This is a genomic window from Citrobacter sp. LST-B2 (assembly GCF_057983045.1).
Window position 1 is genome coordinate 4,901,348 of record NZ_CP192598.1, and the last position, 16,900, is coordinate 4,918,247.

The 16,900-nt window shown below is 52.6% G+C and carries 14 protein-coding genes; 7 read left to right on the forward strand and 7 right to left on the reverse strand.

Annotated elements, in window-relative coordinates; all coding sequences use genetic code 11:
* Positions 1-13: 13 nt before the first annotated feature.
* The 7 genes from fabY to ACQ0PY_RS23615 form a co-directional block, all read right to left on the reverse strand.
* Positions 14-955: a fatty acid biosynthesis protein FabY gene (gene fabY, locus ACQ0PY_RS23585; RefSeq protein ID WP_042998862.1), complete on the reverse strand. Its 942-nt coding sequence runs from the start codon at positions 953-955 to the stop codon at positions 14-16.
* A gap of 44 nt (positions 956-999) precedes the next feature.
* Positions 1,000-1,437 (reverse strand): D-aminoacyl-tRNA deacylase, encoded by a 438-nt coding sequence (gene dtd, locus ACQ0PY_RS23590; RefSeq protein WP_044265155.1) that lies wholly within the window; start codon positions 1,435-1,437, stop codon positions 1,000-1,002.
* Positions 1,434-2,306 (reverse strand): virulence factor BrkB family protein, encoded by an 873-nt coding sequence (locus ACQ0PY_RS23595; protein ID WP_044257165.1) that lies wholly within the window; start codon positions 2,304-2,306, stop codon positions 1,434-1,436. Before ACQ0PY_RS23595 ends, dtd begins: the two co-directional genes overlap by 4 nt.
* Entirely contained in the window at positions 2,300-2,899 is a 600-nt protein-coding gene (gene yihX, locus ACQ0PY_RS23600) for a glucose-1-phosphatase (RefSeq protein ID WP_044265152.1), read from the reverse strand. The genes ACQ0PY_RS23595 and yihX overlap by 7 nt, the downstream gene beginning before the upstream one ends.
* Positions 2,900-3,042: 143 nt before the next feature.
* Entirely contained in the window at positions 3,043-5,487 is a 2,445-nt protein-coding gene (locus tag ACQ0PY_RS23605) for an autotransporter outer membrane beta-barrel domain-containing protein (RefSeq protein ID WP_231912848.1), read from the reverse strand.
* A 613-nt stretch (positions 5,488-6,100) separates the two neighbouring features.
* Positions 6,101-6,904 (reverse strand): DeoR/GlpR family DNA-binding transcription regulator, encoded by an 804-nt coding sequence (locus ACQ0PY_RS23610; protein ID WP_044257161.1) that lies wholly within the window; start codon positions 6,902-6,904, stop codon positions 6,101-6,103.
* A 32-nt stretch (positions 6,905-6,936) separates the two neighbouring features.
* Positions 6,937-7,833: a sugar kinase gene (locus tag ACQ0PY_RS23615; RefSeq protein ID WP_044265147.1), complete on the reverse strand. Its 897-nt coding sequence runs from the start codon at positions 7,831-7,833 to the stop codon at positions 6,937-6,939.
* Between the two features lie 166 nt (positions 7,834-7,999).
* Between ACQ0PY_RS23615 and yihU the strand changes: the two genes are divergently transcribed.
* From yihU to ACQ0PY_RS23650, 7 genes are read left to right on the forward strand one after another with little or no spacing between them, the layout of a single operon-like run.
* Positions 8,000-8,890: a sulfolactaldehyde 3-reductase gene (yihU, locus tag ACQ0PY_RS23620; protein ID WP_109739663.1), complete on the forward strand. Its 891-nt coding sequence runs from the start codon at positions 8,000-8,002 to the stop codon at positions 8,888-8,890.
* A 20-nt stretch (positions 8,891-8,910) separates the two neighbouring features.
* Positions 8,911-9,789: a sulfofructosephosphate aldolase gene (yihT, locus tag ACQ0PY_RS23625; RefSeq protein WP_042998854.1), complete on the forward strand. Its 879-nt coding sequence runs from the start codon at positions 8,911-8,913 to the stop codon at positions 9,787-9,789.
* A gap of 15 nt (positions 9,790-9,804) precedes the next feature.
* Complete coding sequence (yihS, locus tag ACQ0PY_RS23630) at positions 9,805-11,046, forward strand: sulfoquinovose isomerase (RefSeq protein WP_044265143.1); 1,242 nt, start codon at positions 9,805-9,807, stop codon at positions 11,044-11,046.
* A gap of 18 nt (positions 11,047-11,064) precedes the next feature.
* Positions 11,065-11,907, forward strand: coding sequence for an aldose-1-epimerase (locus tag ACQ0PY_RS23635; protein WP_109739664.1), 843 nt, complete (start codon positions 11,065-11,067; stop codon positions 11,905-11,907).
* 49 nt (positions 11,908-11,956) lie between these two features.
* On the forward strand, positions 11,957-13,993 hold the full coding sequence (locus ACQ0PY_RS23640) for an alpha-glucosidase (protein ID WP_109739665.1): 2,037 nt from the start codon (positions 11,957-11,959) through the stop codon (positions 13,991-13,993).
* 45 nt (positions 13,994-14,038) lie between these two features.
* Positions 14,039-15,421, forward strand: coding sequence for an MFS transporter (locus ACQ0PY_RS23645; RefSeq protein WP_042998851.1), 1,383 nt, complete (start codon positions 14,039-14,041; stop codon positions 15,419-15,421).
* 44 nt (positions 15,422-15,465) lie between these two features.
* Positions 15,466-16,887: an MFS transporter gene (locus tag ACQ0PY_RS23650; protein WP_044257152.1), complete on the forward strand. Its 1,422-nt coding sequence runs from the start codon at positions 15,466-15,468 to the stop codon at positions 16,885-16,887.
* Positions 16,888-16,900: the final 13 nt, after the last annotated feature.

Genomic DNA, 16,900 nt, shown 5'->3' on the forward strand with positions numbered 1-16,900 from the left:
AAGGGAGTTCCCCCTACTCTTCCTCGTTTCCGCCTTCTTCATAGGGACCAAACGGTTTGGCGGGCAGGACGATGTAAATACCTTCAAAAATAGCGCCCGGTGTGTCATTGCCCAGCAGCTCTACCTGCAGTTGAACCCGCGCCTTTTTCCCGCGCGCCAGACGGTCAAGATCGCCGCTCAACGAGCCGAGATCGGCAACCGCGGCGGGTCTGCCGCTGATAGGTTTGCTATAGCGGATATGGGCGTCAGCGAGAATGATCGTGCCCCCAAGATGGCGCTCACGCAGCATCAGCCAGATAAGCCCCCAGCCGGTCAGCGTAGCCAGCGAAAACAGGCTCCCGGCAAACAGCGTGTGGTGCGGATTTTGATTGCCCGTCTCCGGCATGGTGGTAATAAATTTTTGTCCGGTGTACTGCTGAATACGTACACCCATCTTCTCGCTCAGCGGGATGTGCTCATACCACGCCTGCTGTAGCTGTCCGCACCAGTCGCCGCGATGCAAAATGTCATCGAGCGAGGCAATCGGTTTGATCATCAAAAAGTGGCGAACCGGCGTAGTTTGCGGCGTGGTGATTTCGCCCTGATTGACAAAACCCAGTTTGGCGAAGAATTCGACAGCGTCTTCCCGTGCGCTACAGGTCACTCGTTTGACCCCTTCCTGACGTGCGACGGACTCCAGCGTCATTGCCATCAGCGTTCCCAGCCCCTTTTCCTGCACGGTGGGATCGACAGCCATGAAACGGATGGAAGCCTCATTATCGGCATTGATGTACAACCGCCCGACGGCAACCAGATTGCCCTCTTCATCGACCACCATCTGGTGGTGCGCCATTGCGTCCCAGGCATCACGCTCGGAACCCTTCGGTTGATGCAGCGGCTTGCGCAGCATTTCCCAGCGAAACTGATAGTAACGCTCTAATTCTTCTTCTGTTTGCGGTACTCGAAGGTGATACATAGCGGTACTCTCTCTTGTAACCCGCGGCCACGCCGGAAGCTGATTCATACCTGTAACCAGAACGTCACGGGGCCGTCATTCACCAGCGCAACCTGCATATCCGCAGCGAAGCGTCCGGTCTGCGTATTCATGTCCTGCTGGCGGCAGCGTTCGACGAAATAATCGTACAGGGCCTCCGCCCGCTCCGGCGTCGCCCCTTTAGAGAACCCCGGACGCATGCCGCGTTCGGTATCCGCCGCCAGCGTAAATTGTGAAACCACCAGCACACTCCCGCCCGCCTGTTGCACGTTCAGGTTCATTTTGCCTTCGGCATCGCTAAAAATACGGTAGCCGAGCACACGTTCACACAGGCGATTCGCTTTCTGCTCGTCGTCATCCTTTTCGACACCCAACAACACTAAAAGTCCTGAGCCAATTTCACCCGTCACTTCGTCCTCCACGGTGACGCTGGCACGGGTTACGCGCTGAATTAATGCAATCATGGTTGGTCTGCTTCTTCTTGTTCTGCGGCTTGTTTGAGTTTGCGGTATTCCCCGAGAGTGACAGTTATTTCCGCACCAAGCAAGACGATACACCACGTCCAGTACACCCAGACAAACAAAATGGGTACCACCGCTAACACGCCGTAAATAAGCTGATATGACGGGAACATGGTGATATAAAGCGCGAAACCTTTCTTTCCGGCCTCGAACAGGACCGCAGCGACAAAGGCGCCGACAATCGCATCCCGATTCGGTACGCGCGTGGTCGGCACCACGCTGTAGAGGAGCCAGAATGAGAGCCAGGAGAGGATCAGCGGGAAGAGACGCAGCACATCATCAATCACGGTATTGAGATCGCTGGCCCAGCGTAATGAGAGAAGATAGGAACTGATCGCCAGACTGGCCCCTGCCAGTAATGGTCCCAGCGTCAAAATCATCCAGTACACAGCAAAGGAGTACACTTTTGGCCGCGTGCGCGTGCTGCGCCAGATAGTATTCAGCGCGCTATCAATGGCATACATCAACAGCAGCGCGGTGACGATTAATCCGCAGGCCCCCACCGCCGTCATTTTGTTGGAGTTGGCGACAAACTGCTCAATGTAACGTTGAATCACATCGCCCGTTGCCGGGATAAAGTTGGCAAAAATAAAGTGTCGCAACTGGACGCTGACATCGGAAAACATCGGAAAAGCGGCGAAAAGCGCAAATACAACGGCGATCAGCGGCACTAATGAGAGCAACGAGACGTAGGCAAGATTCCCTGCCAGGGTCGTCATATTGTCCTCATCAATGCGCTTCCAGAGGAGCTTCAGCCAGGCCCAGATCGGTCGGGTATGATGCCTGGCTTTTTGATGCACGGTTTTTAGCATAACAACTTCGCGAAATACTCAGGAATGACGGTTTTATCGGTCACCAGAATGCTGGTTATCCCCAACTGGTTGGCCCCTTCTATATTATCGATGTTGTCATCAAAAAAGACCGTGTCGCTCGCTGAAAAACCCTCTTGCTGTAACACATGCTGATAAATCCGTGTCTCCGGCTTGCGCATCCCCAGATCCTGCGACAAATAAATATGGTCCGCCGCCTGGCGAATTTCTGGATATTCCTCTGGCCAGAACGTCGTATGCAGCCGGTTGGTGTTCGACAGGACGACCACGCGATGCCCCTGCTCACGCAGTTTCTGCATGATATCGATAACCTCAGGCCGTAGCGCGACAAAAACGGCCTGCCAGCCATGGGAAAACTGTTCGTAGCTCAGCGACAGATCCATCTCATGACAAAGGGCCTCGGCAAATGCTTCATCGGTGATTTCTCCCCGTTCGTGCTGATGGAAGGCCTCACCCATCGTAAAGCTCTGCTTTAACGACGCCAGCGGCACACGGCTCAGATCGCTCCAGGTACCTAATACGCGGTTGAAGTCGATATCGACAATCACATTACCTAAATCAAAGATATAGAGCATGTCCCTTCTCCTTACTTGCCGTGGATGAATAACTGTAGCGGGAAAGGGGCGTTTTGACTATGTACCCGTCAGGGAAAGATGAAGGAAAAAAAGGCGATGCCCTGAGAGCATCGCCTTGTTCTGGTGTGATATTTCTCGGTTTCTTAGAAGCTGTATTTCACCCCGAGCATCGCAGAGGTATCGCTGTAGCTGTTGTCGCCCATTTGCTGCGCCACGTTACCCCACACCTGCAGACGCGGGTTGATTTGCCCTTCAATACCCACTTTCAGCTCACCAATGTTACGTGTCCCGCTGATGTCATCCTTGATGGAGCCCATCTGTACGGTCTGGTTATTGGTGTTGTGGATCCAGTTCGCTTCAATGAACGGCTGGAAATCACGGCCTTTATCGGCATCTTTCTCCGCATGACCTTTCAGGTAAGCACGGACGCCGAGGCGAGTCATCAGGTTGCCGTCAGTTTTGTCTTTAACCACCGTCCCGTTGTGCTCACGGTGTGAATCGGCCTGCACGTCCATCCAGATAACCTGCGCTTTCGGTTGGATCCAGTAGGTTTTATTTTCACTTTCCCCGACCAGGAAGCTATAACCGCCTTCAACAGACGCCGTGATACCGTCGGATTTGTAGTTTTCGCTGGCCAGATGTTCGCCACTAACGGTGTTATCAAACCAGTTATACAGTACCCAGCTATCCAGATAGGTCCCGGTCTTATCCGCTTCATTGGCATACCAGGTGGCATACAGACCGACGCTGTAACCATCTACCTGTCCACGAGACGAATAGCCAGTGTAACTGTTACGGGTTTTACTTTTCTGGTTGGCATAACCCGCCATGGCACCCAGATGCCAGCGATCGAGGCCGTCGCTGCTCCACTGCGCCAGGTCGCCGCCTAACTGCAGAACATAACGGTTAGCGTTGGTTTTCAACTGCCCGCTGCCGTCAGTAAAGCGATTATGGCCCCCTACGTTACGCATCCACATACTGGTGACTTTTTCTTCGCCAGTCAGCATATCGGTATACTGAGTTTCACCCAGACGGTCATGCAGACGGGTGATAAACATCGTATTGGCCGCATAGTTGTTCGCCAGATAGCTCCCGAATTCAGGGCGATACTGGTGCTCGACGGGGCCCGGATATACTGGCGGTCCTGGAGGATCAGTTGGGTCTGGCTGCGCGGGATCGGGATCCGGCTCAGTCGGTGGTGGCGGAGGCGGCTCCACTGGCGGCGGATCCACCGGTGACAGCTCGCTGGTCAGATACCAGTCACTGGCTTTTTTCACCACGTCATAGTCGTACGCACCGGCGACGATACGCCCTGATTTGGTAAAGGTACCGTCAGAATTACCGGTAACCTCAACAATTTTAATCCCATCGACGGTCAGTTCACCCACACCACCAATGTTGTTGATCCCCACTTTGGTATTACCGGAGGTATCGCCCTGAACAATCAGTTTATCGGTCAGAGACGAATCCCCTTCCAGTACGGTATTCAGCACTAACAGCGCGTTGGTCCCGATGTAGTTTCCTATCACAGTCAATGTTTTGAAGGTTCCCGCATCATCGCGAGACACGCCGTCAGGACTGTAGCGCAGCGTCGCCTGATCCAGCGTCAGATTAGAGACCACGGAATTTCCAGTCATCGTCCATTCGCTGCTGGCACCCTTCATATCCAGATTAATAGTCGCACGGTAAGATGCTGTATTTTCCAGTTGCGAAGAGTTGGCGGTGCCCACGAAATGGCTCCCATCATCCATTGTCAGGTCAATAACGCCGCTATAGCGTGCATAAAGGTTGCCCTCAATGTTATAGACACCAGAGCTTGCAGTGTCCGTAGTGGCATCCCAGGAGCGAATGAGGCCTTTACTTTGATAGGCATACATCGCATTGGCATTATTGCCTGTCGCCTTAATGGTGGTGTCCCCACCCAAATTCACTGTGGCAAAATCACTGCTGGCGTAAGCATAGATACCATTCGCGCCACTACCAGTGGTTGTGATATTGACGTTATTGAGGTTGACCTCACCTTTCCTTCCTGCGTAAACACCATGAGCATTCGAACCGGAAGTGGTAATGGTTGCAGTACCGCCAATCGTGACATCCGCGATTCCCGCAGCACTGCCAAATAAGTCACCGAGATCCTTACCAGCATAGATCCCGTATCCAGAGTTCGCGCCCCCAGAACCACGGGTAACAATATCCGCATTCCCATGAACAATAATTGATGACTGTGCGCTGGTATTTGCTCTGGATATATTTGCGCGCAACCCCATACCATTTTCGGCATCCACCCTCACGTTACCGCTCACTTCCACAACGGAGGATGCGTTGCTCAACTCACGTCCGAGGTTAATCCCGTCGGAACTCGTTCCGGTAGTAATAATAGAGATATTTTCAGCTTCCAGTCTGCCACCCGCATTTTTTGAGTGGATACCATCTGCTTCCGAACCGGTTGTATTAATTACCAGATTTTTAAATTTATAGCCTGCGCTATCGAGGTATACACCCCAACCTTGCAAAGGTGTAGTTGTTCCGTTTTGGCTGGTATTAATCATGGTTTCGTTAAATGTCGTATAGTCCCGACTATTTGACATCAGAGGATTACCACTATAGTAAATCGTCTGGTCATCACATAAGAACTGTGCCGTAGTCGTGTAACTACACCCCGCGGAAACCGCTTGCCCGCTAAATCCTCCGAGCGCCAGCGCACTGGCGATACAGAGTGCCAATTTCCCCGGTGAGGGTGGTTTGCATTGCATTTTTTGTGTTTTCATAGGAATACCTTTTCCGTACTACTCTTTTTTCGGATAAGAGCATAAAAGACGCAGTAAAAATTAATTAAAAGGCAAAGCGGGTCCGTTCATCTTTAAAACCTTAAAGATTCACTTACCTTAAAATTATAAATCTTTCCTTTTGCGCGATTAATACAGTTATTCAAAGGTTATGTCAACGGGGGTTGAACTGACGAAAAAGCAAAAATAATAAAATGACATCCATTTATTTATATTATTCCTGGGTGTTTTTTTAATGAATAAAAAGAGTGCGTAACGAGGGTAAAAAAAGCTTACGAATCAATGCGCATTAAAAGCACAATTTGATACTTCATGCGAGTTTTAGGATTTTTATACATAATACCAGGACGTTTAACTATTTATATTTTTTGTGATAAGAACCGCCTGAACGGCGGTTTATTTTGAAAGGAGTCTGTTACGAAGAAACGCCATCATCCTGGTCTGGGCTCACCTGAACGATTTCAACCTGATGAGACTGAAGAAGCGTATGCAGAGCCGGGCCAGGGAGTTCATCAGTAAACAACGCGGTTACCGCAGAAACATTGCCAATTTCTACCGCCGCCGAGGCGTGGTATTTCGTATGATCGGCAGCAAGCAGAATATGGCGGGAGTGAGCCATCATCGTCTTCACCACACTGGCCTCATTGACGTCAAATTCCAGCATCGCGCCATCGCTTTCAATCGCCCCGACGCTGGTGACGAGGTAGTCCGCCCGGAAATCAGCGACAAACGCAGTCGCAGAAGGGCCAATAATCCCGCTGTTATGTGGACGCAGCGTTCCACCGGGGACCATCACTTCGAAACGGGGATTGTTATAGAGAATATGCGCAACCCGAAGGCTGTTGGTGATGATGCGCAGATGATTGTGGTTCAACAACGCCCGCGCCACCTGTTCCACGGTGGTGCCAATGGTAATGAACACCGTGGAACCATCTGGAATATAGTCCGCCACCGCTTCCGCGATGGCTTTCTTCTCTTGCGTCCACGAGACTTCACGTTGCTCAAAAGCGGTGTTAACCACGCTGGACGCGCGGCCAGCGCCACCGTGATGACGGGTAATCAGCCCCTGTTCGCTTAATTTACGGATATCACGGCGCACCGTCTGCGTAGAGACATCCAGTAAACCCGCCAGTTCATCAATGTTCATATACCCACGCTCACCAACGAGCGATAGCAACTGATCATGCCGTGGGTTACCGGTCAGTTCGGTAAAACTCATGAAAATTCCTCGAAAAACCATTGCCCTGCATTTTATACAAAAAGTGACAGAAAAGATCGGGTTTGATCACAGTCAGGAATTCCTGCACGTCCACCCGGTCGGGTACACTTCAGTGCCGCCACCCCACTGGCGAACCTGACCGCGTCTTTCAGTTCGCTTCCTGATGCGAGGCTGAATGCCAGCGCACCGTGGAAAACGTCGCCTGCCCCGGTTGTATCCACCACATCCACTGCAAAACCGGCCTGGTGTTGCAGCGTGCCATTTTCTATCCAGTCACACCCTTCACTACCTTGCGTGACGTAGACATGTCCATTTGTGAGCGTTTGTGATTGTTTCAACGCATTGGCGGTCTCATTGATGCCCGTCAGGCGCGCCAGACCCGGGGCCGAAAACACAGCATGATCGCTTAAGGCCACCAGCTCGCTGATGTCCTGAGGCGTCACATCACCATCCAGCAGCGTCTCCACGCCCGCCTGATGCGCCAGCGTAAAGGCCTGCTTTGCCCCTTCATGCCAGCGAACGTCCGCCAGTACGATATCCCACTGGGAAAAGTCGATGTCATTGAGCCAGTCGGCCTCCGCCGGCAAATCGGGGCTCGGGAAATTGACGATAATCCGCTCCCCTTGAGCATCAACCATGATAGCCGATTGCGACGACTTTGCCCCCGCATAGCGCCGGGTGTAACGGGTATTGACCCCCAGAGATTCCAGCTCCGCCAACAGGTGTTTTCCGGTGTCGTCATCGCCCACACGGCCAATAAAGTTTACCTGTGCCCCTAACTTCGCCGCTGCCACTGCGGCAGTGGCGGCTGGTCCACCGCCCACCTCGGTATAACGACGCGCCACATATTTACCGCCTACAGCCGGTAACGTTTCTACGTAATAGATGCGATCCAGCACGGTAATACCTACACAAGCAATACGAATCATGGTCGTTCCTTAAGCATTTCGGGATGAGATTATTTTAATTCCACAAAATGTTTAAAAAGTGACGGCTGTCAATTTTTTGACCATAAATTACAAATACGATCAAAAACAGACAGAAACAACCGGTCATAATTGACAAAAAATGACACCACCGTCTCAGGAGAACGATATGGCAGTCATCGCATTTATCGGATTAGGACAGATGGGCGCCCCAATGGCGAGCAACTTACTCAAACAGGGTCACCAACTTAGCATTTTTGACGTTAACCCCGATGCCGTCCAACGTCTGGTCGAAAAAGGGGCACAACCAGCCCGCTCTCCAGCACAGGCCGCAGAAGGCGCTGAGTTTGTCATCACGATGCTGCCCAACGGCGATCTGGTGCGCAGCGTATTATTGGGCGAAAAAGGCGTTTGCGAACGCCTCTCCCCACAAGCGCTGGTGATCGATATGTCAACCATCCATCCCTTGCAGACTGACAAGCTGATCGCCGACCTTCGCGTTAAAGGCTTCGCCATGATGGATGTCCCGGTCGGGAGAACCTCGGATCACGCCGTTGCCGGTACATTGCTGTTGCTGGCGGGCGGCACACCGGACCAGGTCGAGCGCGCCACACCGGTACTGATGGCAATGGGGAATGAGTTGATTAACGCCGGCGGCCCAGGAATGGGGATCCGCGTGAAGTTGATTAACAACTACATGAGCATTGCGCTGAATGCCCTGTCAGCCGAAGCCGCCGTGCTGTGTGAAGCGCTGGGTCTCTCCTTCGATGTCGCGCTACAGGTCATGAGCGGGACACCCGCAGGTAAAGGTCACTTCACCACCTCGTGGCCGAACAAAGTGCTGAAAGGCGATCTTTCCCCGGCCTTCATGATCGACCTGGCCCACAAAGATCTCGGCATCGCGCTGGATGTCGCCAACCAGCTGCACGTTCCTATGCCGCTCGGCGCGGCGTCCAGGGAAGTTTATAACCAGGCACGAGCCGCTGGCCGTGGGCGGGAAGACTGGACCGCCATTCTTGAACAGGTTCGCACTTCTGCCGGACTGAAAAACCACCATTGACAGGTAAAAAGGACTGAAGAATGACCACGTACACCCTGAAAGATATCACCAGACCTTCCGGCGGTTTCGCCATGCTGGCCGTTGACCAGCGTGAAGCAATGCGCCTGATGTTTGCCGCCGCAGGCACGCCAACGCCGGTCACCGATCAGCATCTCACGGATTTTAAAGTCAATGCTGCAAAAATTCTCTCGCCGTATGCCTCCGCGATCCTGCTGGACCAACAGTTTTGCTACCGCCAGGCGGTAGAGCAGAATGCCGTTGCCAAAAGCTGCGCCATGATTGTCGCCGCCGACGCCTTCATCCCGGGTAATGGCATCCCCGTCGACAGCGTAGTGATTGATAAAACCATCAATCCTCAGGCCGTCAAGCAGGATGGCGCGAAAGCCTTAAAACTGCTGGTGCTCTGGCGCAGTGATGAAGATGCGCAGCAACGTCTTGAAATGGTGAAAGAATTTAATACGTTGTGCCATAGCCAGGGTCTATTGAGCATCATCGAACCGGTAGTCCGTCCGCCGCGTCGCGGCGATCAATTCGATCGTGAACAGGCGATTATCGACGCCGCCAAAGAACTGGGCGACAGCGGCGCCGATCTCTATAAGGTCGAAATGCCGCTGCAGGGTAAAGGCACGCAGCAAGCCCTGCTCAGCGCGTCTCAACACCTGAACGAACACATCAATATGCCGTGGGTCATTCTCTCTTCCGGCGTTGATGAAAAGCTGTTTCCACGCGCGGTCAGCGTTGCAATGAGTGCTGGCGCTTCTGGCTTCCTTGCCGGTCGTGCGGTCTGGTCATCGGTGATTGGCCTGCCGGACAGCGAGATGATGCTGCGTGATGTGTCTGCACCTAAATTGCAACGCTTAGGTGAAATTGTCGATGAAATGATGGCCCGCCGCCGTTAATACGAGGATCAAAGCATGAAATGGTTTAACACCATGAGCCACAACCGCTGGCTGGAGCAAGAAACCGATCGCATCTTCAATTTTGGTAAGAACGCGGCGGTGCCAACCGGATTCGGCTGGCTGGGTAATAAAGGACAGGTCAAAGAAGAGATGGGCACGCACCTGTGGATCACCGCCCGCATGCTGCACGTCTATTCCGTCGCCGCAGCGATGGGCAGACCGGGCGCTTACAGCCTGGTCGATCACGGTATTAAGGCCATGAACGGCGCGCTGCGGGATAAAAAATACGGTGGCTGGTACGCCTGCGTGAATGATGAAGGCGTGGTAGATGCCTCCAAACAGGGATACCAACACTTTTTTGCACTGCTGGGCGCTGCCAGCGCGGTCACCACCGGACACCCTGAGGCCAGGAAACTGCTCGATTACACCATTGAAGTCATTGAGAAATACTTCTGGAGTGAAGAAGAGCAAATGTGTCTGGAATCCTGGGATGAAGCGTTTAGCAAAACCGAAGACTATCGCGGCGGCAATGCCAATATGCACGCCGTGGAAGCCTTCCTGATTGTTTACGACGTCACCCATGACAAAAAATGGCTGGATCGTGCGATCCACATCGCCTCGGTCATCATTCACGATGTCGCCCGCAAAGGGGAATACCGGGTCAATGAGCATTTCGACGTGAACTGGAATCCGGTCCGCGACTACAACAAAGACAACCCCGCCCACCGTTTCCGCGCCTATGGCGGCACGCCAGGCCACTGGATTGAGTGGGGCCGTCTGATGCTGCATATCCACGCCGCGTTAGAAGCGAGAAGCGAACAACCGCCCGCCTGGTTACTGGAAGACGCAAAAGGTCTTTTCCACGCCACCATTCGTGATGCCTGGGCACCCGACGGCGCTGACGGCATCGTGTACACCGTTGACTGGGATGGCAAACCCATTGTTCGTGAACGGGTGCGCTGGCCGATTGTAGAAGCAATGGGTACCGCCTATGCGCTATATACGGTCACGGGCGATCGCCAGTACGAAACCTGGTATCAGACGTGGTGGGAATACTGCATTAAGTACCTGATGGATTACGAAAATGGTTCCTGGTGGCAGGAGCTGGATGCGGACAACAAGGTCACAACCCGGGTATGGGACGGTAAACAGGATATTTATCACCTGTTGCACTGTCTGGTTATCCCACGTTTACCGCTGGCACCGGGCCTTGCTCCTGCGGTTGCTGCCGGTCTTCTGGATATCAACGCCAGGTAAGCAACGAGGATAGCAGCCATGCATAGCGGTGGAAAAACACTTCATCTTCAGGCCGGGCACTACTGCGCGAAAATAGTCACAGTTGGCGCCGGATTAGCAGAACTGACGCACCGTGGGCGTCACGTCGTTATTCCCCATAAGCCGGAAGAGATACCGTTGGCACATTTGGGAAAAGTGCTAATACCCTGGCCAAATCGCGTGGCAAAAGGCTGCTATCAACATAACGGCAAGCGCTTCCAGCTTGCCATTAACGATCCGGTTACGCATAGCGCTATTCATGGATTACTGGCCTGGCGGGACTGGCAGATTAATCAGCAGTCAAAAACGGAAGCGTCACTGACGATTTTTCTGCCGCCTTCTTATGGTTATCCCTTTGCGCTGGTTTCAGAGGTGATTTATCGACTGGAGGAAACACACGGGCTGCATGTCTTTATTCGTACGCAGAATCTGAGTGACGAAATCGCACTGTATGGTGCCGGAGCCCATCCCTATTTGACCTGCAATCTGCACCCCATTGATGGTTGTGAATTGACGCTTCCTGCGAGTGAAGAAACAGGTAGTGAACGGGATTTCACAACGCCGAGACGCATTGCAGGAACCTCTATCGATCATACATTCAGGGTCTTGACACCTGAGGTTGAGTGGGAAGTCAGGATGACCTGTGCCTCACAAAACATAACGACTTTTTTACGCAGCCATCAACCCTGGCTGCAGGTATATACCGGCGAGAAATTAGCAAGGCGTGGTCTTGCAGTGGAACCGATGACCTGCCCACCCGATGCCTTTAACTCCGGAACAGGCCTGATTTATCTCGCGCCAGGAGAAACACATCAGATGCATTTTCTCATCGGCAGCGAATAAAAGATTTCCGACAAATTACCGAATTACCCTATTTATTACGGAGACGATGATGAATTCGTTACAACAACGGTCAACCCCATTAGAGCTGACGACGTTACAGAATGGATTTACGCTTACGTACCACCAGCGATTAATTTTACGTCACAGCGAAGCAGCCCCCTGTCTGTGGGTTGGTGCTGGCGTCGCCGATATCGACATGTTTCGTGGCAACTTCAGCATTAAAGACAAACTTAACGAGAAAATTGCCCTGACCGATGCCACTGTCAGTGAATCAGCCGACGGCTGGCGAGTACGCTTTAGTCGTGGTGATGCCGTCACGGCGACGCTACGCATCTCCACCGATGAAGCGGGTCGTTTGCAACTGGATCTGCACAATGACGATCCCGACCATAACCGTATCTGGCTGAGACTGGCTGCTAACCCGAATGACCATATCTACGGTTGCGGCGAGCAGTTCTCTTACTTCGATCTGCGTGGCAAACCGTTTCCACTGTGGACCAGCGAACAGGGGGTGGGCCGTAACAAAACCAGCTACGTCACCTGGCAGGCCGACTGCAAAGAGAACGCAGGCGGCGACTACTACTGGACCTTCTTCCCACAACCCACGTTTGTCAGTACGCAGAAGTATTACTGCCACGTTGATAACAGTTGCTACATGAATTTTGACTTCAGCGCGCCGGATTATCACGAACTGGCGCTGTGGGAGGAGAAAACCACCCTGCGTATTGAATGCGCCGACACCTATATCGCGCTGCTGGAAAAACTGACCGCGCTGTTAGGTCGCCAACCAGAATTACCGGACTGGATTTATGATGGCGTCACGCTGGGCATTCAGGGCGGCACCGAAGTGTGCCAGAAGAAACTGGATACGATGCGTCGTGCTGGCGTGAAGGTAAACGGCATCTGGGCGCAGGACTGGTCCGGGATCCGCATGACGTCATTCGGTAAGCGCGTGATGTGGAACTGGAAGTGGAACAGCGACAACTATCCACAACTGGACAGCCGTATCAAACAGTGGAACGCCGAAGGCGTGAAATTCCTTTCATATATCAACCCGTATGTCGCCAGCGATAAAGACCTGTGCGCCGAAGCGGCAAAGCTCGGTTATCTGGCAAAAGATGCGTCCGGTAATGATTATCTGGTTGAATTTGGTGAGTTTTACGGCGGCGTGGTTGATTTGACCAACCCGGCGGCCTACGACTGGTTCAAAGACGTCATCAAGAAAAATATGATCGCACTCGGCTGCGGCGGCTGGATGGCGGACTTTGGCGAATACCTGCCGACCGACACGGTTCTGCATAACGGCGTCAGCGCGGAGATCATGCATAACGCCTGGCCTGCGCTGTGGGCAAAATGTAACTACGAGGCATTACAGGAAACCGGCAAACTCGGCGAGATCCTGTTCTTTATGCGCGCAGGTTACACCGGCAGTCAGAAATACTCGACCATGATGTGGGCGGGTGACCAGAACGTGGACTGGAGTCTGGACGATGGACTCGCCTCCGTTATTCCCGCTGCCCTGTCGCTGGCTATGAGCGGTCACGGCCTGCACCACAGCGATATTGGCGGCTATACCACCCTGTTTGAGATGAAACGCAACAAAGAGTTGCTGCTGCGCTGGTGTGATTTCAATGCTTTCACGCCCATGATGCGCACCCACGAAGGTAACCGTCCCGGTGATAACTGGCAGTTTGACAGCGATGAGGAAACCATCGCCCATTTCGCCAGAATGACGACCGTGTTTACGACGTTGAAGCCGTACCTTAAGCAAGCCGTCGCGCAAAACGCCGCAACTGGCTTGCCAGTTATGCGTCCGTTGTTCCTGCATTACGAAAACGATGCGCGCACCTACACTCTGAAATACCAGTACTTGCTGGGGCAAGACCTGCTGGTCGCTCCGGTACATGAGCAGGGCCGCTGCGACTGGACGCTGTATCTGCCGGAGGATCATTGGGTGAATCTCTGGACAGGTGAAACGCAAAGTGGCGGCGAGGTAACCGTGGATGCGCCATTAGGTAAACCGCCAGTCTTTTATCGCGCGAAAAGTGAGTGGGCGTCGCTGTTTGCATCTTTACGCCACTTCTAATAAGGCTCGCCCATGGGAAAACTCATGGGCAAATGAGGGATAATCATGAGTCAAAACATAACCAACCCGGCAACCCTACGCTTGCCCTTTAAGGAAAAACTCGCCTACGGAATGGGTGATTTAGGTTCCAATATTCTTCTGGATATCGGTACGCTCTATTTACTGAAGTTTTATACCGATGTTCTCGGTTTACCGGGCACCTATGGCGGTATCATTTTTCTTATTGCCAAGTTTTTTACCGCGTTTACCGATATGGGAACCGGTATTATGCTCGATTCACGGCGTAAAATCGGTCCAAAAGGTAAATTCCGTCCTTTTGTTATGTACGCTGCGTTTCCGGTGACCCTGCTGGCTATCGCTAACTTTGTCGGTACACCGTTTGAAATCACCGGAAAAACGGTCATGGCGACCGTCCTGTTTATGCTCTACGGGCTGTTCTTCAGCATGATGAACTGTTCCTATGGCGCAATGGTGCCCGCCATCACCAAAAACCCGGACGAACGCGCCTCGCTCGCCGCCTGGCGGCAGGGTGGCGCGACGCTTGGCCTGCTGCTGTGCACCGTCGGTTTTGTGCCGGTCATGAACCTGATCGAAGGCAATTCGCAACTGGGGTATATCTTCGCCGCGACGCTGTTCTCGCTGTTCGGGTTGTTCTTTATGTGGTGCTGCTATGCCGGGGTGAAAGAGCGCTATGTCGAAGTGAAACCTGTCGACGCGGCGCAAAAACCGGGATTATTGCAGTCCTTTCGTGCCATCGCCGGTAACCGTCCGCTTTTCATCCTGTGTATTGCCAATCTCTGCACGCTCGGCGCATTTAACGTCAAGCTGGCGATCCAGGTTTATTACACCCAGTACGTGCTGAACGATCCGATTTTGCTGTCGTGGATGGGCTTTTTCAGCATGGGCTGTATCTTCATCGGCGTCTTTTTAATGCCGGGGATGGTGCGTCGCTTTGGCAAGAAAAAGGTCTATATCGGTGGCCTGCTGATCTGGGTTGCAGGCGATCTCCTCAACTACCTCTTCGGCGGAGGCTCGGTCAGTTTTGTCGCGTTCTCCTGCCTGGCATTCTTCGGCTCTGCGTTTGTGAACAGCCTGAACTGGGCGCTGGTTTCCGACACGGTGGAATACGGCGAATGGCGAACTGGCGTGCGTTCTGAAGGGACGGTTTACACCGGTTTTACGTTCTTCCGTAAGGTTTCACAGGCGCTGGCCGGCTTCTTCCCGGGATGGATGCTGACCCAAATCGGCTATGTGCCTAACGTGGTGCAATCGGCGGGAACGGTCGAGGGGTTACGGCAGCTGATCTTTATTTATCCCTGTGCGCTGGCGGTCGTCACCATCATTGCAATGGGCTGTTTCTACAATCTCAACGAAAAAATGTATATCCGTATCGTTGGCGAAATCGAAGCCCGTAAACAAACGATTTAAAACAATAATATCCAACGCCCTACGGGGCGTTATGAGAGGCGATTATGTCTGACCATGATCCGCTAACGCTGAAACTGAGCCTGCGTGAGAAGTGCGCCTACGGCATAGGTGATTTCGGCTCAAACCTGATGCTGTGTATCGGGACGCTGTATCTGCTTAAGTTTTATACCGATGTGCTGGGGATGCCTGCGTATTACGGCGGCATAATCTTCCTGGTGGCGAAGTTCTTTACTGCCTTTACCGATATATTAACCGGTGTATTGCTGGATTCACGCCGTAATATTGGTGTAATGGGTAAATTCCGCCCCTTCATACTTTATGCCTCTTTTCCCGTGGCGCTGGTTGCCAGCGCGCAGTTCTTTGCCACGGACTTTACCTTAACGGTGAAGACGACGCTGGCCACCCTCCTGTTTATGCTGTTTGGTTTGTTTTATAGCCTTATGAACTGCTCTTATGGTGCAATGGTGCCAGCTATCACCAAAAACCCGCACGAACGCGCCCAGCTTGCCGCCTGGCGCCAGGGCGGCGCAACCATTGGTCTGCTGCTGTGTACCGTCGGCTTTATGCCGATTCAGGCGTTGTTTACCCGTTCGCCATCGTTGGGCTATTTAATTGCCGCGCTGATTTTCTCCGTGTGCGGACTGTTCAGTATGTGGTGGTGTTTCCGTGGCGTTAAGGAACGTTACATCGAAATCGTGCCAGATCACCATAAGCCTGGCATTCTCAAGTCGTTCTGCGCCATTTTCCGCAACCCACCTCTGTTAGTGCTGTGTATTGCCAATCTGTGTACGCTGGCAGCGTTCAACATCAAACTGGCGATCCAGGTCTATTACACACAGTACGTTCTGAACGATATCCATTTGCTCTCATGGATGGGCTTCTTCAGCATGGGGTGCATTCTGGCAGGTGTACTGTTAGTACCCATGACCGTAAGGCGTTTCGGTAAAAAACAGGTTTATCTCGGAGGGCTAACACTCTGGGCAGTTGGGGATATCCTGAATTTCTTTTGGGGCGGAACCTCCTTTTTATTCGTCACCTTTTCCTGTGTAGCCTTCTTCGGTACCGCCTTCGTGAACAGCCTGAACTGGGCGCTGGTGCCGGATACCGTGGATTACGGCGAATGGAAAACGGGGATTCGCGCAGAAGGTTCCGTCTATACCGGATATACCTTTTCGCGCAAGATTTCCGCTGCGTTGGCGGGGTTTCTGCCCGGAATGATGTTGACCCAGATTGGTTATATCCCCAACATCGCGCAAAGCGACGCGACCTTACTGGGATTACGCCAGTTAATTTTTCTCTGGCCCTGTGGTCTGGCGATTATTGCTGCACTGACCATGGGTTTCTTTTATAAGCTTAACGAAGCGCGTTTCGCTTTTATTATTGAGGAAATAAATCAACGAAAAAAGAACAACACTCGTTCTGACGTAACCAATAACAATAAAAACATCGCTACTGTAAATCTTTAAACAAATCTTGCCG